The sequence below is a fragment of the Streptomyces sp. RLA131 genome (genome assembly GCF_056270125.1).
Genome location: NZ_JBWDOQ010000002.1, coordinates 4,931,512 through 4,956,615 on the forward strand (window position 1 = coordinate 4,931,512; position 25,104 = coordinate 4,956,615).

A 25,104-nucleotide genomic window follows, 5' to 3' on the forward strand; every position below is an offset into this window, starting at 1 on the left:
GGCCGCCCGGGGCCCCGCCCGGCGGCGGCGCGGGTACGGGAGTTGGCGATCCGGTGCATCATGGAGGGACGGTGCCGACCGGGGAGGTGCGGGCATGCTCGCGGGTGATGTCGATCGCGAACGCACGGTGGAGACGCTCAAGGGCGCCTACACCGAGGGCCGGCTCACCGACGACGAGCTGCGGCAGCGGAGCGGCCTGGCCTACCAGGCGCGCACCCATGAGCAGTTGTACGGCCTGACGGCCGACATCCCGCGCCCGCCGCGTCCGCTGCCGCGTCCGCCGGCCCCGCCGCCGTCGGTGAACGCCAAGGCGGTGGCGGCCCTGGTGTGCGGGGTGACCGGCGTCCTCGGGCTGCTGGTGACCGGGATCCCGGCGATCGTCCTGGGGCATCTGGCCCGCCGTGAGATCCGCCGGACCGGCGAACGCGGGGACGCGATGGCGGTCTGCGGCCTGGTTCTGGGGTATGTGCTCACCGCGCTCGTGGTGGCGGTCGTCACCCTGGTCACTGTCGTGGTGTGGGGTGTCACCCGGAGTGGGTGACAGATCGGGATGATCCGGACCAGAGGGCATATGTTTTGACCGGAGGCTGAGCGCTCGGTACGCTCTGACCTTGTGCCTGGGGTGTGCCCGGGTTCTCGTGCGTGCGCATTCTCCGTCGGTCTTCGGCCGGCAGGTGCCCCCAGTACGGGATCCCGAGGCCGGAGCACCGACATATACGCAGGTTCCGCTCGACGGAAATCGTATGAGGACTGCGACACACCCGACCGCGTGGGTCGGCGTGAGCCGCTGGCACTCCAGGTTAGATTTATCGAGATCGGCACACAGAAACCGGAGAAACGGTGCCTACGATCCAGCAGCTGGTCCGGAAAGGCCGGCAGGACAAGGTCGAGAAGAACAAGACGCCCGCGCTGAAGGGTTCCCCCCAGCGCCGCGGCGTCTGCACGCGCGTCTACACGACCACCCCGAAGAAGCCGAACTCGGCGCTGCGCAAGGTGGCTCGTGTCCGCCTGACCAGTGGCATCGAGGTCACCGCCTACATTCCGGGTGAGGGTCACAACCTGCAGGAGCACTCGATCGTGCTCGTGCGCGGCGGCCGTGTGAAGGACCTGCCGGGTGTTCGCTACAAGATCATCCGCGGTTCCCTCGACACCCAGGGTGTCAAGAACCGCAAGCAGGCCCGCAGCCGCTACGGCGCCAAGAAGGAGAAGTAAGAATGCCTCGTAAGGGCCCCGCCCCGAAGCGCCCGGTCATCATCGACCCGGTTTACGGTTCTCCTCTGGTGACCTCGCTCGTCAACAAGATCCTCCTCCACGGCAAGCGCTCCACCGCTGAGCGCATCGTGTACGGCGCCCTCGAAGGTGTGCGCGAGAAGACCGGTTCCGACCCGGTCATCACGCTGAAGCGCGCCCTGGAGAACGTCAAGCCGGCCATCGAGGTCAAGTCCCGCCGTGTCGGTGGCGCGACGTACCAGGTGCCCGTCGAGGTGCGCCCGGCTCGTCAGTCCACCCTCGCGCTGCGCTGGCTCGTGGGTTACTCCCGCGCCCGCCGCGAGAAGACCATGACCGAGCGTCTGATGAACGAGCTGCTGGACGCCAGCAACGGTCTCGGCGCCTCCGTCAAGCGTCGCGAGGACACCCACAAGATGGCCGAGTCCAACAAGGCCTTCGCGCACTACCGCTGGTAGTCAGCACCCACATCGAGACCGAGAGAAGATTGAGCCACTATGGCCACCACTTCGCTTGACCTGGCCAAGGTCCGCAACATTGGGATCATGGCCCACATCGACGCGGGCAAGACGACGACCACCGAGCGGATCCTGTTCTACACCGGTGTCTCTTACAAGATCGGTGAGGTCCACGACGGCGCAGCCACGATGGACTGGATGGAGCAGGAGCAGGAGCGCGGCATTACCATCACGTCCGCCGCGACGACCTGTCACTGGCCGCTCGAGGGTGTTGATCACACGATCAACATCATCGACACCCCCGGTCACGTCGACTTCACCGTCGAGGTGGAGCGTTCGCTCCGCGTCCTCGACGGCGCTGTCACCGTCTTCGACGGTGTCGCCGGCGTCGAGCCGCAGTCCGAGACCGTCTGGCGTCAGGCGGACCGCTACGGCGTGCCGCGTATCTGCTTCGTCAACAAGCTGGACCGCACCGGCGCGGAGTTCCACCGCTGCGTCGACATGATCGTGGACCGCCTTGGCGCGGTTCCGCTGGTCATGCAGCTGCCGATCGGCGCCGAGGCCGACTTCAAGGGCGTGGTCGACCTCGTCCAGATGAAGGCCCTCGTGTGGTCCGCCGAGGCGACCAAGGGCGAGATGTACGACGTCGTCGACATCCCGGACACCCACATCGAGGCGGCCGACGAGTGGCGCGGCAAGCTCCTTGAGGCCGTCGCCGAGAACGACGACGACATGATGGAGCTGTACCTGGAGGGCCAGGAGCCCACCCAGGAGCAGCTGATGGCGGCCATCCGCCGCATCACCCTCGCCTCCAAGGGCGGCGCGGGCTCTGTCACCGTCACTCCCGTGTTCTGCGGTACCGCGTTCAAGAACAAGGGCGTACAGCCCCTGCTCGACGCGGTCGTGCGTTACCTGCCGTCGCCCCTGGACGTCGAGGCCATCGAAGGCCACGACGTCAAGGACCCCGACGTCATCGTGAAGCGCAAGCCGTCGGACGACGAGCCGTTCTCCGGCCTCGCGTTCAAGATCATGAGCGACCCGCACCTGGGCAAGCTCACCTTCGTCCGGGTGTACTCGGGCCGCCTGGAGTCCGGCAGTTCGGTGCTGAACTCCGTCAAGGGCAAGAAGGAGCGCATCGGCAAGATCTACCGCATGCACGCGAACAAGCGTGAGGAGATCCCCTCGGTGGGCGCCGGCGACATCATCGCCGTCATGGGCCTGAAGCAGACCACCACCGGTGAGACGCTGTGCGACGACAAGAGCCCGGTGATCCTGGAGTCCATGGACTTCCCGGCCCCGGTCATCCAGGTCGCGATCGAGCCCAAGTCCAAGGGTGACCAGGAGAAGCTGGGTGTCGCCATCCAGCGTCTCGGCGAGGAGGACCCCTCCTTCCAGGTTCACTCGGACGAGGAGACCGGCCAGACCATCATCGGTGGTATGGGCGAGCTTCACCTCGAAGTGCTCGTCGACCGCATGAAGCGCGAGTTCCGCGTCGAGGCCAACGTCGGCAAGCCGCAGGTCGCGTACCGCGAGACCATCCGCAAGACGGTCGAGCGCATTGACTACACCCACAAGAAGCAGACCGGTGGTACCGGTCAGTTCGCCAAGGTGCAGATCATGCTGGAGCCGCTTGAGGGCGGCGACGCGAACTACGAGTTCGTCAACAAGGTCACCGGTGGCCGCATCCCCCGGGAGTACATCCCCTCGGTGGACGCCGGTGCGCAGGAGGCCATGAAGTTCGGCATCCTGGCCGGCTACGAGATGGTGGGCGTCCGCGTCACCCTTCTCGACGGTGGCTACCACGAGGTCGACTCGTCCGAACTCGCCTTCAAGATCGCCGGTTCGCAGGCGTTCAAGGAGGGTGCGCGCAAGGCGAGCCCCGTGCTCCTGGAGCCGATGATGGCCGTTGAGGTCACCACGCCCGAGGACTACATGGGTGACGTCATCGGCGACCTCAACTCCCGCCGTGGCCAGATCCAGGCCATGGAGGAGCGCAGCGGTGCCCGGGTCGTCAAGGGCCTGGTCCCGCTTTCGGAGATGTTCGGCTACGTCGGCGACCTCCGCAGCAAGACCTCGGGTCGCGCAAGCTACTCGATGCAGTTCGACTCCTACGCCGAGGTTCCGCGGAACGTCGCCGAGGAGATCATCGCGAAGGCCAAGGGCGAGTAAGCCTTAGGCTTTACAACAGGCAGGCAGCGGGGCATACCGCCGCAATCCGCTGAGGAGAGCGGCGGGTGCCCCGGTCGCCCGCATCCCAAGCAAAGATCACCTGGCGCCGATGAGTAAGGCGTACCAGAACCACTCCCAGGAGGACCCCAGTGGCGAAGGCGAAGTTCGAGCGGACTAAGCCGCACGTCAACATCGGCACCATCGGTCACATCGACCACGGTAAGACGACCCTCACGGCCGCCATTACCAAGGTGCTGCATGACGCGTACCCGGACCTGAACGAGGCCTCGGCCTTCGACCAGATCGACAAGGCTCCCGAGGAGCGCCAGCGCGGTATCACGATCTCGATCGCGCACGTCGAGTACCAGACGGAGTCGCGTCACTACGCGCACGTCGACTGCCCGGGTCACGCTGACTACATCAAGAACATGATCACGGGTGCGGCGCAGATGGACGGCGCCATCCTGGTCGTGGCCGCGACCGACGGCCCGATGCCGCAGACCAAGGAGCACGTGCTCCTGGCCCGCCAGGTCGGCGTTCCGTACATCGTTGTCGCCCTGAACAAGGCCGACATGGTGGACGACGAGGAGATCCTGGAGCTCGTCGAGCTCGAGGTCCGTGAGCTGCTCTCCGAGTACGAGTTCCCGGGCGACGACCTGCCGGTCGTGCGCGTCTCCGCGCTCAAGGCGCTTGAGGGCGACAAGGAGTGGGGCGAGAAGCTCCTCGGCCTCATGGCGGCCGTGGACACCGCGATCCCCACCCCCGAGCGTGACGTCGACAAGCCGTTCCTGATGCCGATCGAGGACGTCTTCACGATCACCGGTCGTGGCACCGTCGTCACCGGTCGTATCGAGCGTGGTGTGCTCAAGGTCAACGAGACTGTCGACATCATCGGCATCAAGGAGACCAAGACCACCACCACGGTCACCGGCATCGAGATGTTCCGCAAGCTGCTCGACGAGGGCCAGGCGGGCGAGAACGTCGGTCTGCTCCTCCGTGGCATCAAGCGCGAGGACGTCGAGCGCGGCCAGGTCATCATCAAGCCCGGTACGGTCACGCCGCACACCGAGTTCGAGGCCCAGGCCTACATCCTGTCGAAGGACGAGGGTGGTCGTCACACCCCCTTCTTCAACAACTACCGTCCGCAGTTCTACTTCCGGACCACCGACGTGACCGGTGTCGTTACCCTCCCCGAGGGCACCGAGATGGTCATGCCGGGCGACAACACCGCCATGACGGTCGCGCTGATCCAGCCGATCGCCATGGAGGAGGGCCTGAAGTTCGCCATCCGCGAGGGTGGCCGTACGGTCGGCGCCGGCCAGGTCGTCAAGATCACCAAGTGATCTAGCGGCACCCGGTAAGAGGGCCCCGTCCCACCGCCTCGGCGGTGGGACGGGGCCCTCTGCGTTCTCCGGCGGGGCCGGGCGGGAGTTCGCGGCGTGGTCAGCGGCCGTAGTGGTATCGGCAGGCCGCGACGCGGACCTCGTCCTCGACGACCTTGTAGACGAGGCGGTGCTCATCGGTGATTCTTCGGGACCAGTAGCTCTGAAACCCGTGCTTCAAGGGCTCGGGCTTGCCGATGCCCTCGTGGCCGTTACGGGCTACGTCCTGGAGGAGGGTGTTGATCCGCTTCAGGACCTTGCGGTCCTGCGTCTGCCACCAGACGTAGTCCTCCCAGGCCGACTCGTCGAAGACGAATTTCACTCGGCCAGCTCCCGGACGCTCCCGCCGCCGTTCTCCAGGCGGTCGATCGAGGTCAGCAGGCGACGGGCGTTCTCCGGGCTCCGCAGCAGGTACGCGGTTTCCTTGAGGGACTGATAGTCGTCGAGTGCCACGATGACGACGGGGTCATGGCCGGCGCGGGTGATTATGACTTCCTCGCGGTCTTCGGTGACCGAGTCCAGCGTCTCGGCGTACTTTGCCCGGGATTCGGTGTACGACATCGTCTTCATTGGCCACATCCTCAGCGAGTCACGTACAGAAAACTGTACAGAGATCCTTGGCGGGGGACAATCGCCCACGCTGATGGGAGCTGTCCGGCTACGCCGCCCGCTCCGGACCGGCCGCCGACCGGCACTCCTGGCAGTGGCCAGGAGCCGGGGCGCGGAACGCGCGGTCGCACCCGTCGCAGTTCTGGAGCGGTGGCGCGAGCGTGCGCGGTGGCGGGGCGGCCGGGAGCGGCGGCGGCAGCAGCGTGGTGAGGCGGTGGGCGAGCAGACCGGCGGGATGGCGGGGGGAAGACGGCAGGTCGCTGGTCAGGGCGCGGCGTACGGCGTCGGGGCTGACGCCGCGTTCCAGCCAGGCGGCGACGGCGGTGGCGAGGCGGTCCACCTCCCGCCCGGGGAGTACCAGCCGCTCGTCGTACCGCCGCAGGTCGGCGAGCAGGGCGGCGGCGACCCGGTGGCGTTCGGGGTCGGGTGAGCGGGGCGCGGGCAGCGGCGGCGCCGCGCGGGGTCGCGCGGGCGGGGGCGCCGGGGCTTCGGCCGGGACGGGCGCTCCCGGGGCTTCGGCCGGGACGGGCCGGACGGCGCCGGGCCGGGGCTGCGAGGTGCGCGCCTGCCGGGGCACGGTCGCCGGGGGCGCGTCGCTGCCGCCGGGCCGGTCGTGGAAGACCGTGTGCGTGATGATCCGGCCGTTGGGCAGCCGCTCCCGGGTGCGGGACAGATAGCCGCATGCCTCCAGCTCGCGCAGGGCTGCGGCGATCCGTGTCTCGCCCTCCGGGAAACGCGCGGCCATGGTCCTGATGTCCACCTTGGCGCCGTCGGGCAGCGACTGGATGTGGACGGCCAGTCCGATCGCGGTGAGGGTCAGCTCGCGGTGCTGGGCGAGGTGGTTGCCGACGACGGTGAAGCGGTCGGTGTGGCGGCCGCGCACGTGGACGACACCCGGCTGGAGAACCGGGGACGGGGCACGCGGGGGCACGCTAAGCTGCGGGTCAGCCATCGGGAAGCGGGTTTCTTCCTGGTTTGGTCAGGCCCTCGATCGGGATTGCACTCCCGGCGGGGGCCGTCTCTTGTCTGCGGTTGTGGGGTGATCGCGGCGAGCCTATGGCGGTGGACCCGCGCCTTGTCCAGCCCATCGGCCGCGGACCACTCGTGAGGGTGACAGCGGAGGGGAAGGGCCGGATGGGTTCTCTCCCGGGTTCTTCAAAAGCCCTTGTACAGATCGCGTGCCCGGCCGCGTCCCCGCCCGCCGAAGTGTGGCCCGCCGCGGTCCGGCAGGCCGCGGCGCGAGGTCCCCAGGGCGAGTGAAGTTCCGGCGCATCGTCCGACGCGCGTGTTCGCAGGCCCCTACGCTGAGCCGCCCTGACGCGCCTGTGCGGCGGGGACCTTCCGTGTCAGAGGTGGAGGTGGCCGGATGGCCCTGGACGGCGGCGGGCGCAGGGACTGCGCGACGGACGGCGCGGACGGCTCCCGCTGGGACGCCGGGCTGGAGGACGACTCCGGAGCCGTCATGCGGGCGGTCGGCCGCCAGCTCAAGCTCTGGCGGGAAGCGGCGGGCCTGACGCAGTCCGAACTCGGGACGGCGATCGGCTACGGCGAGGAGATGGTCTCCTCCGTCGAGCGCGGGCGCCGTGTCCCCAAGCCGGAGTTCCTGGACAACGCGGACCGCGTGCTGCGCGCGGACGGCCGGATCGCGGCCATGAAGGGCGATGTCGCGCAGGCCCGTTACCCCAAGAAGGTGCGGGACCTGGCCAGGCTGGAGGCCGACGCGGTCGAGCTCGGGGCCTACGGCAACCACAACATGCACGGCCTGTTGCAGACGGAGGAGTACGCACGGGCCCTGTTCGAGATGCGGCGGCCGTCGTACACCGAGGACGAGGTCGGCCGGCTGGTCGAGGCCCGCATGGCCCGGCGGACGGTCTTCGAGCGGCAGCCCGCGCCGACGCTCACCTTTGTCCAGGAAGAGGTGACGCTCCGGCGGCCGATCGGCGGCAGAATTGTCCTGCGCCGACAGCTCGAACGCGTGCTGGAAATGGGCCGGTTGCGGCACGTCGAGGTCCAGGTGATGCCGACGGACCGTGAGGACCACGCGGGGATGGGCGGCGAGCTGGGCGTCCTGAAACTCACTGACGGAACAACGGTGGGCTACTCGGAAGCCCAGCTGACCAGCCGCCTGATCTCCAACCCCAAGGAGGTCCAGATTCTGGAGCTGAGATATGGGATCATCCGCGCCCAGGCCCTCACGCCGCGTGAGTCGTTGGCCATCATCGAGAAACTGCTGGGAGAGACATGACGCTCAAGCCCTCTGCTGGAGACGCTTCCGCGCTGGAGTGGTTCAAGAGCAGTTACAGCGCCAGCAACAGCAATGACTGCGTCGAGGTGGCGGTGGCCCCCGGCATGGTTCGTGTCCGTGACTCCAAGGATCCGCACGGCCCGCAGTTGGGGTTCACGCCCGAGGCTTGGGCGGTCTTCGTGGCCCACACGTCCGAGTCCTGAACTCCGGCCGGCCCGGTTGTTTTTGGGCGGGCGGCCGCAGTGCCTCCACCGCTCCGGCCGCATGGTCGGGCAGGGCCGAAGGACGTGGGGGACCACCCGTCGGCGCGGTGGGTCGGCCTTCGGTTTGGACGTCCTGGGGATAGGGGTAAGGTACTGCGCCCGATTGGCGTCCGGCACGTCCGGTATGGCAGACTAGCGGGGTTGCTCGGTCGAGCGCCGATGTTGCACGCCCCCCGTCGGGGGGACCGGAAGCGAGTCCCACAGTACTCGTCGCCCTAACTGCCTCCGGGCAGCAATGGGGCGGACGTACGGGAATCTTCCGGGAAGTGTCAGCGCGGGGCAGGCCAGGCTCCTGGTGGGTGTCTTCTCCCACGTATCCCCTCCCTGAGGGTCTTCGCCATGCGGAGATTTAAGGGAAGGGGGGCGACACACCCGACCGCGTGGGTCGGGGGAAGACGGTCGAGCTAGCCGATCCACCAGGTTCCAGAGCGTTACTACTAGACAGGACTACTGAGTAGCCATGGCGGGACAGAAGATCCGCATCCGGCTCAAGGCCTACGACCACGAGGTCATCGATTCCTCGGCGAAGAAGATCGTCGAGACGGTGACGCGTACTGGTGCGCAGGTCGCGGGCCCGGTGCCGCTGCCCACTGAGAAGAACGTGTACTGCGTCATCAAGTCGCCGCACAAGTACAAGGACTCGCGCGAGCACTTCGAGATGCGTACGCACAAGCGCCTGATCGACATCCTCGACCCGACGCCCAAGACCGTTGACTCGTTGATGCGCCTGGACCTTCCGGCCGGCGTTGACATCGAGATCAAGCTCTGAGAGGCGCGGAGAAGATGGCTAAGCAGATCAAGGGCATCCTGGGCGAGAAGCTCGGCATGACCCAGGTCTGGGACGAGAACAACCGTGTCGTCCCGGTCACTGTTGTCAAGGCCGGCCCCAACGTCGTCACCCAGGTTCGTACCAACGACGTCGACGGTTACGAGTCGGTCCAGATCGCCTTCGGCGAGATCGACCCCCGCAAGGTGAACAAGCCCCTCAAGGGCCACTTCGCCAAGGCGGACGTGACCCCCCGCCGCCACCTGGTGGAAATCCGTACCTCCGACGCCAGCGAGTACACGCTCGGCCAGGAGATCACGGCCACCGTGTTCGAGTCCGGCGTCAAGGTAGACGTCACGGGCAAGAGCAAGGGCAAGGGCTTCGCCGGTGTCATGAAGCGTCACAACTTCAAGGGACTCGGCGCCGGCCACGGTGTCCAGCGCAAGCACCGCTCTCCCGGCTCCATCGGTGGCTGTGCCACCCCGGGCCGTGTCTTCAAGGGCATGCGCATGGCGGGCCGCATGGGCAATGAGCGGGTCACCACCCAGAACCTGACCGTCCACGCCGTTGACGCGGAGAAGGGACTGCTCCTCATCAAGGGAGCCATCCCCGGTCCGAACGGCGGCCTCGTCCTGGTCCGCACCGCGGCCAAGGGGGCCTGAGGATATGAGCACCATTGACATTCTGTCGCCCTCCGGCGACACCGCCGGGACCGTAGAGCTCCCGGCCGAGATCTTCGACGCCAAGGTCAGCATCCCGCTGATCCACCAGGTCGTCGTGGCGCAGCTGGCTGCCGCCCGTCAGGGCACGCACAGCACCAAGCGCCGTGGCGAAGTCCGCGGTGGTGGCAAGAAGCCGTACCGCCAGAAGGGCACCGGCCGCGCCCGTCAGGGTTCGACCCGCGCCCCGCAGTTCGTCGGCGGTGGCGTCGTCCACGGCCCCAAGCCGCGTGACTACTCGCAGCGGACTCCGAAGAAGATGATCAGGGCCGCCCTCAAGGGCGCGCTGACCGACCGGGCGCGTCACAACCGCATCCACGTCGTTTCCGGCGTCATCGAGGGCTCCGCGCCGTCGACGAAGGCCGTCAAGTCCCTCCTTGGCAAGATCAGCGAGCGCAAGAACGTGCTCCTGATCGTCGAGCGGGCCGACGAGGTCGCGTGGCTGTCCGCCCGCAACCTGCCCCAGGTCCACATCCTGGAGGCCGGCCAGCTGAACACCTACGACGTGCTCGTCTCCGACGACGTGGTGTTCACCAAGGACGCCTTCGACCGCTTCACCGGTAACGGCGCCGCCGAGACCGAAGGGAGCGACGCCTGATGTCCGAGGCGACGATCACGAGCAAGACCTTCACGGACCCGCGCGACATTCTTGTCAAGCCGGTCGTGTCGGAGAAGAGCTACGCCCTGCTCGACGAGAACAAGTACACGTTCCTCGTCGCTCCGGGCAGCAACAAGACCCAGATCAAGCAGGCCGTCGAGGCGGTCTTCTCGGTCAAGGTCACCGGGGTCAACACGATCAACCGGCAGGGTAAGCGCAAGCGCACCAAGACCGGTTTCGGCAAGCGCAAGGACACCAAGCGCGCCATCGTGACCCTCGCTGAGGGCGACCGAATCGACATCTTCGGCGGCCCGGTCTCCTAACGGAGTCCGAGTCGTCCGGAATCGGACGAGGACTGAGAAATGGGTATCCGCAAGTACAAGCCGACGACCCCGGGCCGTCGTGGCTCCAGCGTCGCCGACTTTGTCGAGATCACGCGGTCCACGCCGGAGAAGTCGCTGGTCCGCCCCCTGCACAGCAAGGGCGGCCGTAACAACACCGGTCGTGTGACCGTTCGCCACCAGGGTGGTGGCCACAAGCGCGCCTACCGCGTGATCGACTTCCGTCGTCACGACAAGGACGGCGTGCCGGCCAAGGTCGCGCACATCGAGTACGACCCGAACCGCACCGCGCGCATCGCCCTCCTGCACTACGCGGACGGCGAGAAGCGCTACATCCTGGCCCCGGCCAAGCTGAACCAGGGTGACCGGATCGAGAACGGCCCCGGGGCCGACATCAAGCCGGGCAACAACCTGCCGCTGCGCAACATCCCGGTGGGTACGACCATCCACGCCATCGAGCTGCGTCCCGGCGGCGGCGCGAAGATCTCCCGCAGCGCGGGCTCTTCCGTCCAGCTGCTGGCGAAGGAGGGCTCCATGGCCACCCTTCGTATGCCGTCCGGTGAGGTCCGTATGGTCGACGTTCGCTGCCGCGCCACGATTGGCGAGGTCGGCAACGCCGAGCAGTCGAACATCAACTGGGGCAAGGCCGGCCGTATGCGCTGGAAGGGCGTTCGCCCGAGCGTCCGCGGCGTGGCCATGAACCCCGTCGACCACCCGCACGGTGGTGGCGAGGGCAAAACCTCGGGAGGCCGTCACCCGGTCAGCCCGTGGGGTCAGAAGGAAGGACGTACTCGCTCGCCGAAGAAGGCAAGCAGCAAGTACATCGTCCGCCGCCGCAAGACGAACAAGAAGCGCTAGGAGCGGGTTTAGATGCCGCGTAGTCTCAAGAAGGGGCCCTTCGTCGACGACCACCTCATCAAGAAGGTGGACGTACAGAACGAAGCTGGCACCAAGAACGTCATCAAGACCTGGTCCCGGCGCTCGATGATCATCCCGGCAATGCTGGGCCACACCATCGCGGTGCACAACGGCAAGATCCACGTCCCGGTGTTCGTCACCGAGTCCATGGTCGGCCACAAGCTCGGCGAGTTCTCGCCGACCCGCACCTTCCGCGGCCACGTCAAGGACGACCGCAAGTCGAAGCGTCGCTGACGGCGGGGTGGCAACTCCATGACGAATGTGACTGACACCGAAGGGACAACCATGGAAGCCAGGGCCCAGGCGCGGTACATCCGCGTCACGCCCATGAAGGCCCGCCGCGTGGTGGACCTTATCCGTGGCATGAGCGCCACGGAGGCTCAGGCGGTCCTGCGTTTCGCCCCGCAGGCCGCGAGCGTGCCGGTGGGCAAGGTGCTTGACAGCGCCATTGCCAACGCCGCGCACAACTACGACCACACCGACGCCGAGTCGCTGATCATCAGCGAGGCGTACGTGGACGAGGGCCCGACCCTGAAGCGGTTCCGTCCGCGTGCCCAGGGCCGTGCCTACCGGATCCGCAAGCGGACCAGCCACATCACCGTGGTCGTCTCCAGCAAGGAAGGGACCCGGTAATGGGCCAGAAGGTTAACCCGCATGGGTTCCGGCTCGGCATCACCACGGACTTCAAGTCCCGTTGGTACGCCGACAAGCTGTACAAGGACTACGTCAAGGAAGACGTGGCCATCCGCAAGATGATGACGCAGGGCATGGAGCGCGCCGGCATCTCGAAGGTTGAGATCGAGCGCACCCGTGACCGCGTCCGTGTCGACATCCACACCGCGCGTCCGGGCATCGTCATCGGCCGCCGCGGTGCGGAGGCCGACCGTATCCGCGGTGACCTGGAGAAGCTGACCGGCAAGCAGGTCCAGCTGAACATCCTTGAGGTCAAGAACCCGGAGACGGACGCTCAGCTGGTGGCCCAGGCCGTCGCCGAGCAGCTGTCCTCGCGTGTCTCCTTCCGTCGCGCCATGCGTAAGAGCATGCAGTCGACGATGAAGGCCGGCGCCAAGGGCATCAAGATCCAGTGCGGTGGCCGTCTCGGCGGCGCCGAGATGTCCCGCTCGGAGTTCTACCGCGAGGGCCGTGTGCCCCTGCACACCCTCCGCGCCAACGTCGACTACGGCTTCTTCGAGGCCCGTACGACCTTCGGCCGGATCGGTGTGAAGGTCTGGATCTACAAGGGCGACGTCAAGAACATCGCCGAGGTCCGCGCCGACAACGCCGCTGCCCGCGCCGGGAACCGTCCGGCCCGTGGCGGTGGCAACGAACGCCCGCAGCGCCGCGGTGGCGAGCGCGGCGGACGTGGCCGTCGTCCCCAGGGTGACGCCCAGGCCCCCAAGGCCGAGGCGACCACCGCTGAGGCTCCGGCAGCCGCGGAGACCACCGGAACGGAGGCCTGACCCGTCATGCTGATCCCCCGTAGGGTCAAGCACCGTAAGCAGCACCACCCCAAGCGCCGTGGCATGGCCAAGGGCGGCACCGAGCTCGCGTTCGGTGAGTACGGCATCCAGGCCGTGACCCCGGCCTACGTGACGAACCGGCAGATCGAGTCCGCTCGTATCGCCATCACCCGTCACATCCGCCGTGGTGGCAAGGTCTGGATCAACATTTACCCGGACCGTCCCCTGACGAAGAAGCCGGCCGAAACCCGCATGGGTTCCGGTAAGGGTTCTCCGGAGTGGTGGATCGCGAACGTTCACCCCGGCCGGGTGATGTTCGAGCTGTCCTTCCCGAACGAAAAGGTTGCCAAGGAGGCGCTCACCCGCGCCGCCCACAAGCTTCCGATGAAGTGCCGGATCATCCGGCGCGAGGCAGGTGAGTCGTAATGGCGGCCGGCACCAAGACGGCAGAGCTGCGTGAGCTGGACGACGAGGGTCTCCTCGCCAAGCTGCGCGAGGCGAAGGAAGAGCTGTTCAACCTTCGCTTCCAGGCGGCCACCGGCCAGCTGGAGAACAACACCCGGCTGAAGATCGTCCGCAAGGACATCGCCCGGATCTACACCCTCATGCGTGAGCGTGAGCTCGGCATCGAGACGGTGGAGAGCGCCTGATGAGCGAGAAGAATGTGACTGAGAGCACCGAGAAGCGCGGTGACCGCAAGACCCGTGAGGGCCTTGTCGTCAGCGACAAGATGGACAAGACCGTCGTGGTCGCCGTCGAGGACCGTGTGAAGCACGCCCTCTACGGCAAGGTCATCCGTCGTACCAACAAGCTCAAGGCCCACGACGAGCAGAACGCCGCGGGCGTCGGCGACCGTGTCCTCCTCGCGGAGACCCGGCCGCTGTCCGCCACGAAGCGGTGGCGCGTCGTCGAGATCCTCGAGAAGGCCAAGTAATTCATCCTGGGGGCTTTCCCCCAGGACCGTTCCGTCAGGCTCGGTAGGGGTCGGGGCGACCCGCCCCTACCGGGAACCGACGCGACAATCAGGAGATAGACGTGATCCAGCAGGAGTCGCGGCTTCGGATTGCCGACAACACCGGTGCGAAGGAAATCCTCTGCATCCGTGTTCTCGGTGGCTCGGGCCGCCGCTACGCGGGAATCGGTGACGTCATCGTTGCCACCGTCAAGGACGCGATCCCCGGTGGCAACGTGAAGAAGGGCGAGGTCGTCAAGGCGGTCATCGTCCGGACCGTCAAGGAGCGCCGTCGCGCTGACGGCTCGTACATCCGGTTCGACGAGAACGCCGCCGTCATTCTGAAGAACGACGGCGACCCCCGCGGCACCCGTATCTTCGGCCCGGTGGGCCGTGAGCTGCGCGAGAAGAAGTTCATGAAGATCGTCTCTCTCGCGCCGGAGGTGCTGTAACCGATGAAGATCAAGAAGGGCGACCTGGTACAGGTCATCACCGGCAAGGACAAGGGCAAGACGGGCAAGGTCATTGTGGCCTACCCCGCCGACGACCGCGTCCTGGTCGAGGGTGTCAACCGGGTCAAGAAGCACACCAAGGCCGGTCAGACGGCTCGTGGTTCGCAGACCGGCGGCATCATCACCACCGAGGCCCCCATCCACGTCTCCAACGTCCAGCTGGTCGTGGAGAAGGACGGGAACAAGGTCGTGACCCGCGTCGGCTACCGCTTCGACGACGAGGGCAACAAGATCCGCGTTGCCAAGCGGACGGGTGAGGACATCTGATGACGACCACCACCATTCCGCGTCTCAAGACGAAGTACCGTGAGGAGATCACGGGCAAGCTGCGTGAGGAGTTCTCGTACGAGAACGTCATGCAGACCCCGGGCCTCGTCAAGATCGTGGTCAACATGGGTGTGGGCGACGCCGCCCGCGACTCCAAGCTGATCGAGGGCGCCATCCGCGACCTCGCCACGATCACCGGTCAGAAGCCGGCCGTCACCAAGGCCCGTAAGTCCATCGCGCAGTTCAAGCTGCGTGAGGGCCAGCCGATCGGTGCCCACGTCACCCTCCGCGGTGACCGCATGTGGGAGTTCCTGGACCGACTGCTGTCGCTGGCGCTTCCGCGTATCCGCGACTTCCGTGGTCTGTCGCCGAAGCAGTTCGACGGCCGTGGGAACTACACCTTCGGTCTCACGGAGCAGGTCATGTTCCACGAGATCGACCAGGACAAGATCGACCGCGTCCGGGGTATGGACATCACCGTGGTCACCACGGCGACCAACGACGACGAGGGCCGCGCCCTTCTCCGTCACCTCGGCTTCCCGTTCAAGGAGGCGTGAGCCGTGGCGAAGAAGGCTCTCATTGCCAAGGCCGCCCGCAAGCCCAAGTTTGCGGTCCGTGCCTACAACCGTTGCCAGCGCTGCGGTCGACCCCACTCCGTCTACCGCAAGTTCGGCCTGTGCCGCGTGTGCCTTCGTGAGATGGCTCACCGCGGCGAGCTGCCGGGCGTGACCAAGAGCTCCTGGTAACAACCCCGCGGGGTTGTGCCAGGGCTCTCGGTAAGCATCTGGATGGCAGGGGCCCGGCCCTTCGTACCGTAAGGTAGAAGGGTTGGGCGCCTGCCGCCCACGAATCGTCTTACTACGCCGTAGGTCCCCGCGCCGCACCCGTCCCCAGCATGAGTGGGGGAGAGGGATGGCGCAGATAGGAAACCCCGGCGAGAGAGGCCTAAGGCCATCACATGACCATGACTGACCCGATCGCAGACATGCTGACGCGTCTGCGGAACGCGAACTCCGCGTATCACGACGATGTCACCATGCCGTTCAGCAAGATCAAGTCGCACATCGCGGAGATCCTCCAGCAGGAGGGTTACATCCAGGGCTGGAAGGTCGAGGACGCCGAGGTCGGCAAGAACCTCACCATCGACCTCAAGTTCGGGCCGAACCGCGAGCGCTCGATCGCCGGCATCAAGCGCATCAGCAAGCCCGGTCTGCGGGTCTACGCAAAGTCCACCAACCTGCCGAAGGTGCTCGGCGGCCTGGGCGTGGCGATCATCTCCACGTCCCACGGCCTCCTCACCGGTCAGCAGGCTGCCAAGAAGGGTGTAGGCGGAGAAGTCCTCGCCTACGTCTGGTAACCCGGGAACAGGAGGAACAGCAATGTCGCGTATTGGACGGCTGCCCATCCCGGTTCCCGCCGGCGTGGACGTCACCATCGATGGCCGGACGGTTTCGGTGAAGGGCCCCAAGGGTTCCCTCTCCCACACCGTTGCCGCGCCGATCGACATCGCCAAGGGCGAGGACGGCACCCTGCAGGTGACCCGCCCCAACGACGAGCGTCAGAACAAGGCCCTGCACGGCCTGTCCCGCACGCTGGTGGCGAACATGATCACCGGCGTGACCGCGGGGTACAGCAAGAAGCTCGAGATCAGCGGTGTCGGCTACCGCGTCCAGGCGAAGGGCTCCAACCTGGAGTTCGCCCTGGGCTACAGCCACCCGATCCTCGTCGAGGCCCCTGAGGGCATCTCCTTCAAGGTCGAGAACCCCACCAAGTTCTCGGTCGAGGGCATCGACAAGCAGAAGGTCGGCGAGGTCGCCGCGAACATCCGCAAGCTGCGGAAGCCCGACCCGTACAAGGCCAAGGGTGTCAAGTACGAGGGCGAAGTCATCCGCCGCAAGGTCGGAAAGGCGGGTAAGTAAGCCATGGCATACGGTGTGAAGATCGCCAAGGGCAAGGCGTACAAGGGCGCCGCCCTCAAGCGCCGCCACATCCGGGTCCGCAAGCGGATCTCGGGTACGGAGGAGCGCCCGCGCCTGGTCGTGACCCGCTCCAACCGCGGTATCACGGCTCAGGTCATCGACGACATCGCGGGCCACACGCTCGCGTCGGCGTCGACTCTCGACTCGTCCATCCGCGGCGGCGAAGGCGACAAGAGCGCCAAGGCGAAGCAGGTCGGCCAGCTCGTGGCCGAGCGTGCGAAGGCCAAGGGCGTCGAGGCTGTCGTGTTCGACCGTGGCGGCAACCAGTACGCGGGGCGCATCGCCGCCCTGGCGGACGCCGCCCGCGAAGCCGGGCTCAAGTTCTGAGTCCGCTCGTAGCTAGCGGAAACAACGAGGAGAGGTAATTCCAATGGCTGGACCCCAGCGCCGCGGAAGCGGTGCCGGTGGCGGCGAGCGGCGTGAGCGCAAGGACCGGCGGGACGGCGGCCAGCAGGCCGAGAAGACCGCCTACGTCGAGCGTGTTGTCGCGATCAACCGTGTCGCCAAGGTTGTGAAGGGTGGTCGTCGCTTCAGCTTCACCGCGCTGGTCGTGGTGGGCGATGGTGACGGCACCGTCGGTGTCGGTTACGGCAAGGCCAAGGAGGTGCCGGCCGCCATCGCCAAGGGTGTTGAGGAGGCCAAGAAGCACTTCTTCAAGGTCCCCCGTATCCAGGGCACCATCCCGCACCCGATCCAGGGTGAGAAGGCTGCGGGCGTCGTCATGCTCAAGCCGGCGTCCCCCGGTACCGGCGTTATCGCCGGTGGCCCGGTGCGTGCCGTGCTGGAGTGCGCCGGCGTCCACGACATCCTGTCGAAGTCGCTCGGATCGTCGAACGCGATCAACATCGTGCACGCCACGGTGGCCGCGCTCCAGGGCCTTCAGCGGCCCGAGGAGATCGCTGCCCGCCGCGGCCTGCCGCTGGAGGACGTCGCGCCCGCGGCTCTGCTGCGTGCACGTGCCGGGGTGGGTGCGTAATGGCTCGCCTCAAGGTCACGCAGACGAAGTCCTACATCGGTAGCAAGCAGAACCACCGTGACACCCTGCGTTCGCTCGGCCTCAAGCGGCTGAACGACGTCGTGGTCAAGGAGGACCGCCCGGAGATCCGCGGCATGGTCCACACCGTCCGCCACCTCGTCACGGTCGAGGAGGTTGACTGACATGAGTAACGAGAACCCGCTCAAGCCGCACAACCTCCGTCCGGCTCCGGGCGCCAAGACCGCCAAGACCCGTGTGGGTCGTGGTGAGGCGTCCAAGGGCAAGACGGCCGGTCGTGGTACCAAGGGCACCAAGGCCCGTTACCAGGTTCCCGCGCGCTTCGAGGGTGGGCAGATGCCCCTCCACATGCGCCTGCCGAAGCTCAAGGGCTTCAAGAACCCCTTCCGCACCGAGTACCAGGTCGTCAACCTGGACAAGCTCACCGTCCTCTACCCCGAGGGTGGAGAGGTCACGGTGGCCGATCTGGTCGCCAAGGGTGCGGTTCGCAAGAACCAGCTCGTCAAGGTGCTCGGCACCGGCGAGGTCTCCGTGGCGCTGCAGGTGACCGTTGACGCGGTCTCCGGCTCCGCCAAGGAGAAGATCGCCGCTGCCGGCGGCACCGTCACCGAGCTCATCTGAGTTCGAACAGTGACTCCTCGACCGGGGATGTTCCGCACTTTGTGCGGGGCATCCCCGGTTGGTCATTCCTAGCGGACGTTCCACGCCGGTAAGGTGGCGGACACTGCTAGTCTCGCGAAGCCTGTGTGCTCTCACAGGCCTCGGTACTCGTACTGATCCATTGTCGTAGCACTCACAGACCGTTACCTACCGCGCGCGGCGCGGGGGTCGCAGGAGGCACCGTGCTCACCGCGTTCGCCCGGGCGTTCAGGACGCCCGACCTGCGCAAGAAACTGCTGTTCACGCTGGGCATCATGGTGATTTACCGGCTGGGAGCACACATCCCGGTGCCGGGTGTCGACTACCAGGTGGTCAACACGTGCATCAAGGAAGTCGGCGGTAGCCAGGGGCTGTTCGGCCTGGTGAACCTCTTCAGCGGTGGTGCGCTGCTCCAGCTGACCATCTTCGCGCTCGGGATCATGCCGTACATCACGGCGAGCATCATCCTTCAGCTGCTGACCGTGGTCATCCCGCGTCTGGAAGCCCTCAAGAAGGAGGGCCAGGCCGGCACCACGAAGATCACGCAGTACACACGTTATCTGACTGTCGCACTCGCTGTTCTGCAGGGCACCGGCCTGGTGGCCACCGCCCGCTCCGGCACCCTGTTCTCCGCGTGCGCCGAGCGCTTCTCGATCGTCCCGGACACGTCGATCTTCACCACGATCACCATGGTCGTCACCATGACCTCCGGTACCGCCGTCATCATGTGGCTCGGTGAGCTCATCACCGACCGCGGCATCGGCAACGGCATGTCGATCCTGATGTTCGTCTCCATCGCGGCCGGCTTCCCGACCTCCCTCTGGGCGATCAAGACGGCCGGCAAGATCGCCGGCGGCTGGGTGGAGTTCTTCTCGGTCATCGGGATCGGTCTGGTGATGGTCGGGCTCGTGGTCTTCGTGGAGCAGGCCCAGCGCCGGATCCCGGTCCAGTACGCGAAGCGCATGATCGGCCGCCGGTCCTACGGCGGTACGTCCACTTACATCCCCTTGAAGGTGAACCAGGCCGGTGTGATTCCGGTCATCTTCGCCTCGTCGCTGCTCTACATCCCCTCGCTCGTCGTGTCGTTCAGCGGCTCGACCGCGCCGTGGGCGCTGTGGGTCCAGGCCAACCTGGTCAGGGGCGACCACCCGATCTACATCACCACGTACTTCCTGCTGATCGTTTTCTTCGCGTTCTTCTACGTCGCCATCTCCTTCAACCCCGAGGAAGTGGCCGACAACATGAAGAAGTATGGTGGGTTCATCCCGGGCATCCGGGCTGGTCGGCCCACCGCTGAGTACCTCAGCTACGTGCTCAACCGGATCACGTGGCCGGGTGCGATGTATCTGGGTCTGATCGCCCTGGTGCCCACCGTGGCGCTGGTGCTGTTCCACGCGAACCAGAACTTCCCGTTCGGCGGGACGAGCATCCTGATCATCGTGGGTGTGGGTCTGGAGACCGTGAAGCAGATCGAGAGCCAGCTTCAGCAGCGTAATTACGAAGGGTTCCTCCGCTGATGCGCATCGTCCTCGTCGGCCCTCCTGGGGCGGGCAAGGGTACGCAGGCCGCGTACCTTGCCAGGAACCTGTCGATCCCGCACATCTCGACGGGCGACCTCTTCCGCGCCAACATCAGCCAGGGCACGCCGCTCGGCAAGCAGGCGGAGGCCTATATGAAGGCCGGCGACCTGGTTCCGGACGAGGTCACCATCGGGATGGCGAAGGACCGTTGGGAGCAGCCGGACGCCGCTCACGGCTTCCTGCTCGACGGGTTCCCGCGCAACCTCAACCAGGCCGAGGCACTGGACCGGATCCTCAAGGAGGAGGGCATCGCGCTGGACGCGGTCCTCGACCTGGAGGTCCCGGAGGAGGAGGTGGTCCGGCGCATCGCCGGCCGCCGCACGTGCCGTAACGACAGCAGCCACACCTTCCACATCGAGTACAAGCAGCCCAAGGCCGAGGGTGTCTGCGACGAGTGCGGCGGCGAGCTGTACCAGCGCGAGGACGACACCGAGGAGACGGTGCGGCGGCGTCTTGAGGTCTACCACCGCGAGACCGAGCCGATCATCGACTACTACCGGGCGCAGGATCTGGTGATCACGATCTCCGCGCTCGGCCCGGTCGGCGAGGTCACGCAGCGCTCGATGGAAGCGCTGCGCGAGCGCGACTGAGCAAGCCAGTACGGACATTCAGACGGCCGCGGTGCCCAGGGGGCACCGCGGCCGTACCGTTGAACGCAGGGCCCGTGGCCGGTTACAGGAGGGCGTAAGCCGATGGTCGAGATCAAGAACCCCGAGCAGATCGCGAAGATGCGGGCGGCGGGGCTTGTCGTCGCGGCCATCCACGAGGCGACCCGCGAGGCGGCGGTCCCCGGGGCGACCACCAAGGACCTGGACGACGTCGCCCGCAAGGTGCTCGCCGACCACGGCGCCAAGTCCAACTTCCTCGGGTACGGCGGCTTCCCCGCGACCATCTGCACCTCGGTCAACGAGGTCGTCGTCCACGGCATCCCCGACACCGCCACGGTGCTCAAGGACGGCGACATCATCTCCATCGACTGCGGCGCGGTCATCGAGGGCTGGCACGGCGACGCGGCGTACACCGCGTTCGTCGGCAGCGGACACGCCCCCGAGCTGGTCGAGCTCAGCCGCGTCACGGAGGAGTCCATGTGGGCCGGCATCGCCGCGTTCCGCAAGGGCGACCGCCTGGTCGACATCTCCCGGGCCATCGAGACCTACATCCGCCGCCAGCCCAAGCCCGGCGGCGGCAAGTACGGGATCATCGAGGAGTACGGCGGCCACGGCATCGGCACCGCCATGCACATGGACCCCCACCTGCTGAACTACGTCAACCGCAAGCGCGGCCGCGGCATCCGGCTGGTCCCCGGGCTCTGCCTGGCCATCGAGCCCATGGTGAGCCTGGGCACCCCGCTCACCCACGTGCTTGAGGACGAGTGGACCGTCAAGACCAACGACGGCACCTGGTCCTCGCACTGGGAGCACTCCATCGCCCTGACGGAAGAGGGCCCCCTGGTGCTGACCGCGGTGGACGGCGGCAAGGCCAAGCTCGCCGAGTACGGCGTGACGGCGGCGCCCGATCCGCTGGCGTGAGTCCGTGTCGCCGGCCGGAGGCCGGCGCAGTCGCGCGAAGCCTGTGAGGCGCTCCGGCGCCGAATGCGCGAGGGTGGCACGGGGGAGGGGCCGGTGTGACGGCGGCGCCCGATCCGCCGGCGTGAGTCCGTGTCGCCGGCCGGAGCGAGCCCCGTTCCTGGTTCCGGCTTAATGATCTTGACGGTGGGGCATGGTGTTGGGCACGGATTCGTCTTTCGGGATGGGCTGACGTAGACTGACACGTCGGCTCTCGCATGCCTGCGTGTTTGTGTGAGCCGATCAAGGTAGTCGATCCCGAAAGCAGGACATGGCCAAGAAGCAAGGCGCCATCGAGATCGAGGGCACCGTTATCGAGTCTCTCCCGAACGCAATGTTCAAGGTGGAACTCCAGAACGGTCACAAGGTCCTCGCGCACATCAGCGGCAAGATGCGGATGCACTACATCCGTATCCTCCCGGATGACCGGGTCGTCGTGGAGCTGTCTCCCTACGACCTGACGCGCGGACGGATCGTCTACCGCTACAAGTAGCAACGAGTAGATCTCACGACCCGGAGAACCTGAATCCCATGAAGGTCAAGCCGAGCGTCAAGAAGATCTGCGACAAGTGCAAGGTGATCCGCCGCCACGGTCGGGTCATGGTCATCTGCGACAACCTGCGCCACAAGCAGCGCCAGGGCTGACGCACGACCCCCCTGCACGACCCGCAGTTCTTCGCGCGACGCACACCATGCAGATACGCAGACACCCATCCCCGGCGCGAAGGGGATGACACCCCCGGCGGAGGCCGGGGACCCGGACGGTATCGCCCGGGAACGGTGCTGCGGAAGACCTCCGACGCTACCCAGGAGCCAGTCAGTGGCACGCATCTCGGGCGTTGACATCCCGCGCGAAAAGCGCGTGGAGATCGCCCTCACCTACGTCTTCGGCATCGGTCGCACCCGTGCCCAGGAGACCCTGAAGAACACCGGTGTGAACCCGGACACCCGTGTCCGCGACCTTGCCGAGGAAGACCTCGTCAAGATCCGCGAGTACGTGGACGCCAACTACAAGACCGAGGGTGACCTCCGCCGCGAGGTCCAGGCGGACATCCGCCGCAAGGTCGAGATCGGCTGCTACCAGGGTCTGCGTCACCGCCGCGGCCTGCCGGTCCACGGTCAGCGCACCCACACCAACGCCCGCACCCGCAAGGGCCCGCGTCGCGCCATCGCCGGTAAGAAGAAGCCGGGCAAGAAGTAGTCCTCAGCGGACCACGCTCAGCGGTCTTCGCTGTAGGACCGACCACCTCCCCTCTGGAGTCAATTCATGCCCCCCAAGGGTCGCCAGGGCGCTGCCAAGAAGGTGCGCCGCAAGGAAAAGAAGAACGTCGCTCATGGGCACGCCCACATCAAGAGCACGTTCAACAACACCATCGTCTCGATCACGGACCCGTCCGGCAACGTGATCTCCTGGGCCTCCGCCGGCCACGTCGGCTTCAAGGGCTCGCGCAAGTCCACTCCGTTCGCCGCGCAGATGGCCGCCGAGTCGGCCGCCCGTCGCGCGCAGGAGCACGGCATGCGCAAGGTGGACGTGTTCGTCAAGGGTCCCGGCTCCGGCCGTGAGACCGCGATCCGCTCGCTCCAGGCCACCGGCCTGGAGGTCGGTTCGATCCAGGACGTCACTCCCACCCCGCACAACGGCTGCCGTCCGCCGAAGCGCCGCCGCGTCTGACCCTCCGGGTCGCGATGCGTTTACGGGCGGTACGACGTGTAAGCGCCGTACCGCCCGTAGTCTGTACTTACGGCATCAAATAGTGGGTGCCGAAGACTGGAAGGTCTGACACAACATGCTGATCGCTCAGCGCCCCTCGTTGACCGAAGAGGTCGTCGACGAATTCCGCTCCCGGTTCGTGATCGAGCCGCTGGAGCCGGGCTTCGGCTACACCCTCGGCAACTCCCTCCGCCGTACGCTCCTCTCCTCGATCCCCGGCGCCGCTGTCACCAGCATCCGGGTCGACGGTGTCCTGCACGAGTTCACCACCGTGCCGGGCGTCAAGGAGGACGTGACCGACCTCATCCTCAACATCAAGCAGCTGGTCGTCTCCTCGGAGCACGACGAGCCGGTCGTGATGTACCTGCGCAAGCAGGGCCCGGGTGTGGTCACCGCCGCCGACATCGCGCCCCCGGCCGGTGTCGAGGTGCACAACCCCGACCTGGTTCTGGCCACCCTGAACGCCAAGGGCAAGCTGGAGATGGAGCTGACCGTCGAGCGCGGTCGCGGCTATGTCTCCGCGGTGCAGAACAAGCAGCAGGGCCAGGAGATCGGCCGTATCCCGGTCGACTCCATCTACTCGCCCGTGCTCAAGGTCACGTACAAGGTCGAGGCGACCCGTGTCGAGCAGCGCACCGACTTCGACAAGCTGATCGTCGACGTCGAGACCAAGCAGGCCATGCGCCCGCGTGACGCGATGGCCTCGGCCGGCAAGACCCTGGTCGAGCTCTTCGGCCTGGCCCGCGAGCTCAACGTCGACGCCGAGGGCATCGACATGGGCCCGTCCCCGACGGACGCCGCTCTGGCGGCGGACCTCGCGCTCCCGATCGAGGAGCTCGAACTCACCGTCCGGTCGTACAACTGCCTCAAGCGCGAGGGCATCCACTCCGTGGGCGAGCTCGTGGCCCGCAGCGAGGCGGACCTGCTCGACATCCGCAACTTCGGTGCGAAGTCGATCGACGAGGTCAAGGCGAAGCTGGCCGGCATGGGCCTGGCCCTCAAGGACAGCCCGCCCGGATTCGACCCGACCGCCGCCGCCGACGCCTTCGGCGCCGACGACGACGCGGACGCGGGCTTCGTGGAGACCGAGCAGTACTGAGGCTCACCCGCCTTACCTGATTTCTGCCCGCGGGTAATCGCCTGCGGGGCCCTGACGCCGGTACCTGGTACGGCCGGCGCAGATCACTAGGAGAAACACCATGCCTCAGCCCGCCAAGGGTGCCCGTCTGGGCGGCAGCGCCGCGCACGAGAAGCTGCTTCTCGCGAACCTCGCGAAGTCGCTCTTCGAGCACGGCCGTATCACCACCACCGAGGCCAAGGCGCGCCGGCTGCGCCCGGTCGCGGAGCGCCTGATCACCAAGGCGAAGAAGGGCGACATCCACAACCGTCGCCTGGTGCTGCAGTCGATCACGGACAAGGGCATCGTCCACACGCTCTTCACCGAGATCGCCCCGCGGTACGAGAACCGCCCCGGTGGCTACACCCGCATCACCAAGATCGGCAACCGTCGTGGCGACAACGCCCCGATGGCGGTCATCGAGCTGGTGGAGGCCCTGACCGTCGCCCAGGAGGCGACCGGTGAGGCCGAGGCCGCCACCAAGCGCGCGGTGAAGGAGTCCGAGGAGGCCAAGGCCGAGACGACCGACGAGGTCGTCGAGGACGAGGCCCCCGCCGAGGAGTCCAAGGACGCCTGATCCAGGGTTGTCCGGGCCCGCATCGCCCTCCGGGGCGGTGCGGGCCCTTTTCCGTC

40 protein-coding genes are annotated in these 25,104 nt (G+C 66.8%); 37 read left to right on the forward strand and 3 right to left on the reverse strand.

Features of this window, described 5'->3' with window-relative positions; genetic code table 11:
• The first annotated feature begins 94 nt into the window (after positions 1 to 94).
• The 5 genes from RWE79_RS23380 (at position 95) to tuf (ending at position 5,197) form a co-directional block, all read left to right on the forward strand.
• On the forward strand, positions 95 to 541 hold the full coding sequence (locus RWE79_RS23380; protein ID WP_475942014.1) for a DUF1707 and DUF4190 domain-containing protein: 447 nt from the start codon (positions 95 to 97) through the stop codon (positions 539 to 541).
• A gap of 299 nt (positions 542 to 840) precedes the next feature.
• A complete protein-coding gene (rpsL, locus tag RWE79_RS23385) occupies positions 841 to 1,212 on the forward strand; it encodes a 30S ribosomal protein S12 (protein ID WP_014144289.1) in 372 nt (123 codons plus the stop codon).
• Positions 1,213 to 1,214: 2 nt separating this feature from the next.
• Positions 1,215 to 1,685: a 30S ribosomal protein S7 gene (gene rpsG / locus RWE79_RS23390; RefSeq protein ID WP_475942015.1), complete on the forward strand. Its 471-nt coding sequence runs from the start codon at positions 1,215 to 1,217 to the stop codon at positions 1,683 to 1,685.
• 39 nt (positions 1,686 to 1,724) lie between these two features.
• The gene (fusA, locus tag RWE79_RS23395) at positions 1,725 to 3,854 is read left to right on the forward strand and encodes an elongation factor G (RefSeq protein ID WP_475942016.1); all 2,130 of its coding nucleotides are present in this window, start codon (positions 1,725 to 1,727) and stop codon (positions 3,852 to 3,854) included.
• A gap of 149 nt (positions 3,855 to 4,003) precedes the next feature.
• Entirely contained in the window at positions 4,004 to 5,197 is a 1,194-nt protein-coding gene (gene tuf, locus RWE79_RS23400) for an elongation factor Tu (protein ID WP_475942017.1), read from the forward strand.
• Between the two features lie 100 nt (positions 5,198 to 5,297).
• Here the strand turns inward: tuf and RWE79_RS23405 are convergent, their stop codons facing one another.
• From RWE79_RS23405 to RWE79_RS23415, 3 genes are all read right to left on the reverse strand, one after another.
• On the reverse strand, positions 5,298 to 5,558 hold the full coding sequence (locus RWE79_RS23405; protein WP_475942018.1) for a Txe/YoeB family addiction module toxin: 261 nt from the start codon (positions 5,556 to 5,558) through the stop codon (positions 5,298 to 5,300).
• Positions 5,555 to 5,806 carry a type II toxin-antitoxin system Phd/YefM family antitoxin gene (locus RWE79_RS23410; RefSeq protein WP_475942019.1) on the reverse strand — a complete coding sequence of 84 codons (252 nt, stop codon included), beginning with the start codon at positions 5,804 to 5,806 and terminating at the stop codon, positions 5,555 to 5,557. The genes RWE79_RS23405 and RWE79_RS23410 overlap by 4 nt, the downstream gene beginning before the upstream one ends.
• A gap of 88 nt (positions 5,807 to 5,894) precedes the next feature.
• On the reverse strand, positions 5,895 to 6,797 hold the full coding sequence (locus RWE79_RS23415) for a helix-turn-helix domain-containing protein (protein ID WP_475942020.1): 903 nt from the start codon (positions 6,795 to 6,797) through the stop codon (positions 5,895 to 5,897).
• Positions 6,798 to 7,211: 414 nt separating this feature from the next.
• Here RWE79_RS23415 and RWE79_RS23420 point away from each other — a divergent pair, with 414 nt between their 5' ends.
• From RWE79_RS23420 to rplQ, 32 genes are all read left to right on the forward strand, one after another.
• On the forward strand, positions 7,212 to 8,090 hold the full coding sequence (locus RWE79_RS23420; protein WP_475942021.1) for a helix-turn-helix domain-containing protein: 879 nt from the start codon (positions 7,212 to 7,214) through the stop codon (positions 8,088 to 8,090).
• Positions 8,087 to 8,293 (forward strand): DUF397 domain-containing protein, encoded by a 207-nt coding sequence (locus RWE79_RS23425; protein WP_475942022.1) that lies wholly within the window; start codon positions 8,087 to 8,089, stop codon positions 8,291 to 8,293. The genes RWE79_RS23420 and RWE79_RS23425 overlap by 4 nt, the downstream gene beginning before the upstream one ends.
• Before the next feature lie 520 nt (positions 8,294 to 8,813).
• Positions 8,814 to 9,122 (forward strand): 30S ribosomal protein S10, encoded by a 309-nt coding sequence (rpsJ, locus tag RWE79_RS23430; RefSeq protein ID WP_014144312.1) that lies wholly within the window; start codon positions 8,814 to 8,816, stop codon positions 9,120 to 9,122.
• Positions 9,123 to 9,136: 14 nt separating this feature from the next.
• Positions 9,137 to 9,781, forward strand: coding sequence for a 50S ribosomal protein L3 (gene rplC / locus RWE79_RS23435; RefSeq protein ID WP_475942023.1), 645 nt, complete (start codon positions 9,137 to 9,139; stop codon positions 9,779 to 9,781).
• 4 nt (positions 9,782 to 9,785) lie between these two features.
• Complete coding sequence (gene rplD, locus RWE79_RS23440; RefSeq protein ID WP_475942024.1) at positions 9,786 to 10,436, forward strand: 50S ribosomal protein L4; 651 nt, start codon at positions 9,786 to 9,788, stop codon at positions 10,434 to 10,436.
• Entirely contained in the window at positions 10,436 to 10,759 is a 324-nt protein-coding gene (rplW, locus tag RWE79_RS23445) for a 50S ribosomal protein L23 (protein ID WP_475942025.1), read from the forward strand. The genes rplD and rplW overlap by 1 nt, the downstream gene beginning before the upstream one ends.
• A gap of 39 nt (positions 10,760 to 10,798) precedes the next feature.
• Positions 10,799 to 11,635: a 50S ribosomal protein L2 gene (gene rplB, locus RWE79_RS23450; RefSeq protein ID WP_475942026.1), complete on the forward strand. Its 837-nt coding sequence runs from the start codon at positions 10,799 to 10,801 to the stop codon at positions 11,633 to 11,635.
• Positions 11,636 to 11,647: 12 nt separating this feature from the next.
• Positions 11,648 to 11,929: a 30S ribosomal protein S19 gene (gene rpsS / locus RWE79_RS23455; protein ID WP_127356386.1), complete on the forward strand. Its 282-nt coding sequence runs from the start codon at positions 11,648 to 11,650 to the stop codon at positions 11,927 to 11,929.
• A 51-nt stretch (positions 11,930 to 11,980) separates the two neighbouring features.
• On the forward strand, positions 11,981 to 12,328 hold the full coding sequence (gene rplV, locus RWE79_RS23460; protein ID WP_475946048.1) for a 50S ribosomal protein L22: 348 nt from the start codon (positions 11,981 to 11,983) through the stop codon (positions 12,326 to 12,328).
• On the forward strand, positions 12,328 to 13,155 hold the full coding sequence (gene rpsC / locus RWE79_RS23465) for a 30S ribosomal protein S3 (RefSeq protein WP_475942027.1): 828 nt from the start codon (positions 12,328 to 12,330) through the stop codon (positions 13,153 to 13,155). Before rplV ends, rpsC begins: the two co-directional genes overlap by 1 nt.
• A gap of 6 nt (positions 13,156 to 13,161) precedes the next feature.
• On the forward strand, positions 13,162 to 13,581 hold the full coding sequence (rplP, locus tag RWE79_RS23470) for a 50S ribosomal protein L16 (RefSeq protein ID WP_127356384.1): 420 nt from the start codon (positions 13,162 to 13,164) through the stop codon (positions 13,579 to 13,581).
• Positions 13,581 to 13,805, forward strand: a complete 225-nt coding sequence (rpmC, locus tag RWE79_RS23475) for a 50S ribosomal protein L29 (RefSeq protein WP_475942028.1) — start codon at positions 13,581 to 13,583, stop codon at positions 13,803 to 13,805. Before rplP ends, rpmC begins: the two co-directional genes overlap by 1 nt.
• Positions 13,805 to 14,089, forward strand: a complete 285-nt coding sequence (gene rpsQ, locus RWE79_RS23480) for a 30S ribosomal protein S17 (protein WP_475942029.1) — start codon at positions 13,805 to 13,807, stop codon at positions 14,087 to 14,089. The genes rpmC and rpsQ overlap by 1 nt, the downstream gene beginning before the upstream one ends.
• A gap of 101 nt (positions 14,090 to 14,190) precedes the next feature.
• Complete coding sequence (gene rplN / locus RWE79_RS23485; protein WP_073492414.1) at positions 14,191 to 14,559, forward strand: 50S ribosomal protein L14; 369 nt, start codon at positions 14,191 to 14,193, stop codon at positions 14,557 to 14,559.
• 3 nt (positions 14,560 to 14,562) lie between these two features.
• The gene (rplX, locus tag RWE79_RS23490) at positions 14,563 to 14,886 is read left to right on the forward strand and encodes a 50S ribosomal protein L24 (RefSeq protein WP_475942030.1); all 324 of its coding nucleotides are present in this window, start codon (positions 14,563 to 14,565) and stop codon (positions 14,884 to 14,886) included.
• Positions 14,886 to 15,443 carry a 50S ribosomal protein L5 gene (gene rplE / locus RWE79_RS23495; RefSeq protein WP_475942031.1) on the forward strand — a complete coding sequence of 186 codons (558 nt, stop codon included), beginning with the start codon at positions 14,886 to 14,888 and terminating at the stop codon, positions 15,441 to 15,443. The genes rplX and rplE overlap by 1 nt, the downstream gene beginning before the upstream one ends.
• 3 nt (positions 15,444 to 15,446) lie before the next feature.
• Positions 15,447 to 15,632 carry a type Z 30S ribosomal protein S14 gene (locus RWE79_RS23500; protein ID WP_030890724.1) on the forward strand — a complete coding sequence of 62 codons (186 nt, stop codon included), beginning with the start codon at positions 15,447 to 15,449 and terminating at the stop codon, positions 15,630 to 15,632.
• 212 nt (positions 15,633 to 15,844) lie between these two features.
• Positions 15,845 to 16,243 (forward strand): 30S ribosomal protein S8, encoded by a 399-nt coding sequence (gene rpsH / locus RWE79_RS23505; protein ID WP_475942032.1) that lies wholly within the window; start codon positions 15,845 to 15,847, stop codon positions 16,241 to 16,243.
• 22 nt (positions 16,244 to 16,265) lie between these two features.
• The gene (rplF, locus tag RWE79_RS23510; RefSeq protein WP_475942033.1) at positions 16,266 to 16,805 is read left to right on the forward strand and encodes a 50S ribosomal protein L6; all 540 of its coding nucleotides are present in this window, start codon (positions 16,266 to 16,268) and stop codon (positions 16,803 to 16,805) included.
• Between the two features lie 3 nt (positions 16,806 to 16,808).
• A complete protein-coding gene (gene rplR, locus RWE79_RS23515; protein WP_475942034.1) occupies positions 16,809 to 17,192 on the forward strand; it encodes a 50S ribosomal protein L18 in 384 nt (127 codons plus the stop codon).
• Between the two features lie 43 nt (positions 17,193 to 17,235).
• A complete protein-coding gene (gene rpsE, locus RWE79_RS23520) occupies positions 17,236 to 17,841 on the forward strand; it encodes a 30S ribosomal protein S5 (RefSeq protein WP_127356376.1) in 606 nt (201 codons plus the stop codon).
• Positions 17,841 to 18,023, forward strand: coding sequence for a 50S ribosomal protein L30 (gene rpmD / locus RWE79_RS23525; RefSeq protein WP_037912396.1), 183 nt, complete (start codon positions 17,841 to 17,843; stop codon positions 18,021 to 18,023). Before rpsE ends, rpmD begins: the two co-directional genes overlap by 1 nt.
• Position 18,024: 1 nt before the next feature.
• Complete coding sequence (gene rplO, locus RWE79_RS23530; RefSeq protein WP_475942035.1) at positions 18,025 to 18,480, forward strand: 50S ribosomal protein L15; 456 nt, start codon at positions 18,025 to 18,027, stop codon at positions 18,478 to 18,480.
• A gap of 221 nt (positions 18,481 to 18,701) precedes the next feature.
• Complete coding sequence (gene secY / locus RWE79_RS23535) at positions 18,702 to 20,015, forward strand: preprotein translocase subunit SecY (RefSeq protein ID WP_475942036.1); 1,314 nt, start codon at positions 18,702 to 18,704, stop codon at positions 20,013 to 20,015.
• Entirely contained in the window at positions 20,015 to 20,668 is a 654-nt protein-coding gene (locus tag RWE79_RS23540) for an adenylate kinase (RefSeq protein WP_475942037.1), read from the forward strand. Before secY ends, RWE79_RS23540 begins: the two co-directional genes overlap by 1 nt.
• Positions 20,669 to 20,770: 102 nt before the next feature.
• On the forward strand, positions 20,771 to 21,607 hold the full coding sequence (gene map, locus RWE79_RS23545; RefSeq protein WP_475942038.1) for a type I methionyl aminopeptidase: 837 nt from the start codon (positions 20,771 to 20,773) through the stop codon (positions 21,605 to 21,607).
• 307 nt (positions 21,608 to 21,914) lie between these two features.
• Positions 21,915 to 22,136, forward strand: a complete 222-nt coding sequence (infA, locus tag RWE79_RS23550) for a translation initiation factor IF-1 (protein WP_003956442.1) — start codon at positions 21,915 to 21,917, stop codon at positions 22,134 to 22,136.
• Between the two features lie 38 nt (positions 22,137 to 22,174).
• Positions 22,175 to 22,288 (forward strand): 50S ribosomal protein L36, encoded by a 114-nt coding sequence (rpmJ, locus tag RWE79_RS23555; RefSeq protein WP_003956441.1) that lies wholly within the window; start codon positions 22,175 to 22,177, stop codon positions 22,286 to 22,288.
• Between the two features lie 175 nt (positions 22,289 to 22,463).
• Complete coding sequence (gene rpsM, locus RWE79_RS23560) at positions 22,464 to 22,844, forward strand: 30S ribosomal protein S13 (RefSeq protein ID WP_127356371.1); 381 nt, start codon at positions 22,464 to 22,466, stop codon at positions 22,842 to 22,844.
• A 66-nt stretch (positions 22,845 to 22,910) separates the two neighbouring features.
• Positions 22,911 to 23,315, forward strand: coding sequence for a 30S ribosomal protein S11 (gene rpsK / locus RWE79_RS23565; protein ID WP_003956432.1), 405 nt, complete (start codon positions 22,911 to 22,913; stop codon positions 23,313 to 23,315).
• A 115-nt stretch (positions 23,316 to 23,430) separates the two neighbouring features.
• Entirely contained in the window at positions 23,431 to 24,453 is a 1,023-nt protein-coding gene (locus RWE79_RS23570) for a DNA-directed RNA polymerase subunit alpha (protein ID WP_127356370.1), read from the forward strand.
• Between the two features lie 100 nt (positions 24,454 to 24,553).
• Positions 24,554 to 25,048 (forward strand): 50S ribosomal protein L17, encoded by a 495-nt coding sequence (gene rplQ / locus RWE79_RS23575; protein ID WP_475942039.1) that lies wholly within the window; start codon positions 24,554 to 24,556, stop codon positions 25,046 to 25,048.
• Positions 25,049 to 25,104 lie beyond the last annotated feature (56 nt).

Bases quoted from the DNA above. Each gene is read 5' to 3' on its own strand.
- rplR (WP_475942034.1), top strand. From the start codon at position 16,809: ATGGCATACGGTGTGAAGATCGCCAAGGGCAAGGCGTACAAGGGCGCC.
- rplW (WP_475942025.1), top strand. From the start codon at position 10,436: ATGTCCGAGGCGACGATCACGAGCAAGACCTTCACGGACCCGCGCGAC.
- fusA (WP_475942016.1), top strand. From the start codon at position 1,725: ATGGCCACCACTTCGCTTGACCTGGCCAAGGTCCGCAACATTGGGATC.
- RWE79_RS23410 (WP_475942019.1), bottom strand. From the start codon at position 5,806: ATGAAGACGATGTCGTACACCGAATCCCGGGCAAAGTACGCCGAGACG.
- RWE79_RS23425 (WP_475942022.1), top strand. From the start codon at position 8,087: ATGACGCTCAAGCCCTCTGCTGGAGACGCTTCCGCGCTGGAGTGGTTC.
- rplP (WP_127356384.1), top strand. From the start codon at position 13,162: ATGCTGATCCCCCGTAGGGTCAAGCACCGTAAGCAGCACCACCCCAAG.
- rplF (WP_475942033.1), top strand. From the start codon at position 16,266: ATGTCGCGTATTGGACGGCTGCCCATCCCGGTTCCCGCCGGCGTGGAC.
- rpsQ (WP_475942029.1), top strand. From the start codon at position 13,805: ATGAGCGAGAAGAATGTGACTGAGAGCACCGAGAAGCGCGGTGACCGC.
- infA (WP_003956442.1), top strand. From the start codon at position 21,915: ATGGCCAAGAAGCAAGGCGCCATCGAGATCGAGGGCACCGTTATCGAG.
- rplQ (WP_475942039.1), top strand. From the start codon at position 24,554: ATGCCTCAGCCCGCCAAGGGTGCCCGTCTGGGCGGCAGCGCCGCGCAC.
- RWE79_RS23415 (WP_475942020.1), bottom strand. From the start codon at position 6,797: ATGGCTGACCCGCAGCTTAGCGTGCCCCCGCGTGCCCCGTCCCCGGTT.
- rpsH (WP_475942032.1), top strand. From the start codon at position 15,845: ATGACCATGACTGACCCGATCGCAGACATGCTGACGCGTCTGCGGAAC.
- rplE (WP_475942031.1), top strand. From the start codon at position 14,886: ATGACGACCACCACCATTCCGCGTCTCAAGACGAAGTACCGTGAGGAG.
- rpsC (WP_475942027.1), top strand. From the start codon at position 12,328: ATGGGCCAGAAGGTTAACCCGCATGGGTTCCGGCTCGGCATCACCACG.
- rplB (WP_475942026.1), top strand. From the start codon at position 10,799: ATGGGTATCCGCAAGTACAAGCCGACGACCCCGGGCCGTCGTGGCTCC.
- map (WP_475942038.1), top strand. From the start codon at position 20,771: ATGGTCGAGATCAAGAACCCCGAGCAGATCGCGAAGATGCGGGCGGCG.
- rpsG (WP_475942015.1), top strand. From the start codon at position 1,215: ATGCCTCGTAAGGGCCCCGCCCCGAAGCGCCCGGTCATCATCGACCCG.
- rplD (WP_475942024.1), top strand. From the start codon at position 9,786: ATGAGCACCATTGACATTCTGTCGCCCTCCGGCGACACCGCCGGGACC.
- RWE79_RS23570 (WP_127356370.1), top strand. From the start codon at position 23,431: ATGCTGATCGCTCAGCGCCCCTCGTTGACCGAAGAGGTCGTCGACGAA.
- RWE79_RS23420 (WP_475942021.1), top strand. From the start codon at position 7,212: ATGGCCCTGGACGGCGGCGGGCGCAGGGACTGCGCGACGGACGGCGCG.
- rplC (WP_475942023.1), top strand. From the start codon at position 9,137: ATGGCTAAGCAGATCAAGGGCATCCTGGGCGAGAAGCTCGGCATGACC.
- rplV (WP_475946048.1), top strand. From the start codon at position 11,981: ATGGAAGCCAGGGCCCAGGCGCGGTACATCCGCGTCACGCCCATGAAG.
- rpmC (WP_475942028.1), top strand. From the start codon at position 13,581: ATGGCGGCCGGCACCAAGACGGCAGAGCTGCGTGAGCTGGACGACGAG.
- rpsJ (WP_014144312.1), top strand. From the start codon at position 8,814: ATGGCGGGACAGAAGATCCGCATCCGGCTCAAGGCCTACGACCACGAG.
- rpsE (WP_127356376.1), top strand. From the start codon at position 17,236: ATGGCTGGACCCCAGCGCCGCGGAAGCGGTGCCGGTGGCGGCGAGCGG.
- rplX (WP_475942030.1), top strand. From the start codon at position 14,563: ATGAAGATCAAGAAGGGCGACCTGGTACAGGTCATCACCGGCAAGGAC.
- RWE79_RS23540 (WP_475942037.1), top strand. From the start codon at position 20,015: ATGCGCATCGTCCTCGTCGGCCCTCCTGGGGCGGGCAAGGGTACGCAG.
- RWE79_RS23380 (WP_475942014.1), top strand. From the start codon at position 95: ATGCTCGCGGGTGATGTCGATCGCGAACGCACGGTGGAGACGCTCAAG.
- rpmD (WP_037912396.1), top strand. From the start codon at position 17,841: ATGGCTCGCCTCAAGGTCACGCAGACGAAGTCCTACATCGGTAGCAAG.
- rpmJ (WP_003956441.1), top strand. From the start codon at position 22,175: ATGAAGGTCAAGCCGAGCGTCAAGAAGATCTGCGACAAGTGCAAGGTG.
- rpsK (WP_003956432.1), top strand. From the start codon at position 22,911: ATGCCCCCCAAGGGTCGCCAGGGCGCTGCCAAGAAGGTGCGCCGCAAG.
- rplO (WP_475942035.1), top strand. From the start codon at position 18,025: ATGAGTAACGAGAACCCGCTCAAGCCGCACAACCTCCGTCCGGCTCCG.
- rpsS (WP_127356386.1), top strand. From the start codon at position 11,648: ATGCCGCGTAGTCTCAAGAAGGGGCCCTTCGTCGACGACCACCTCATC.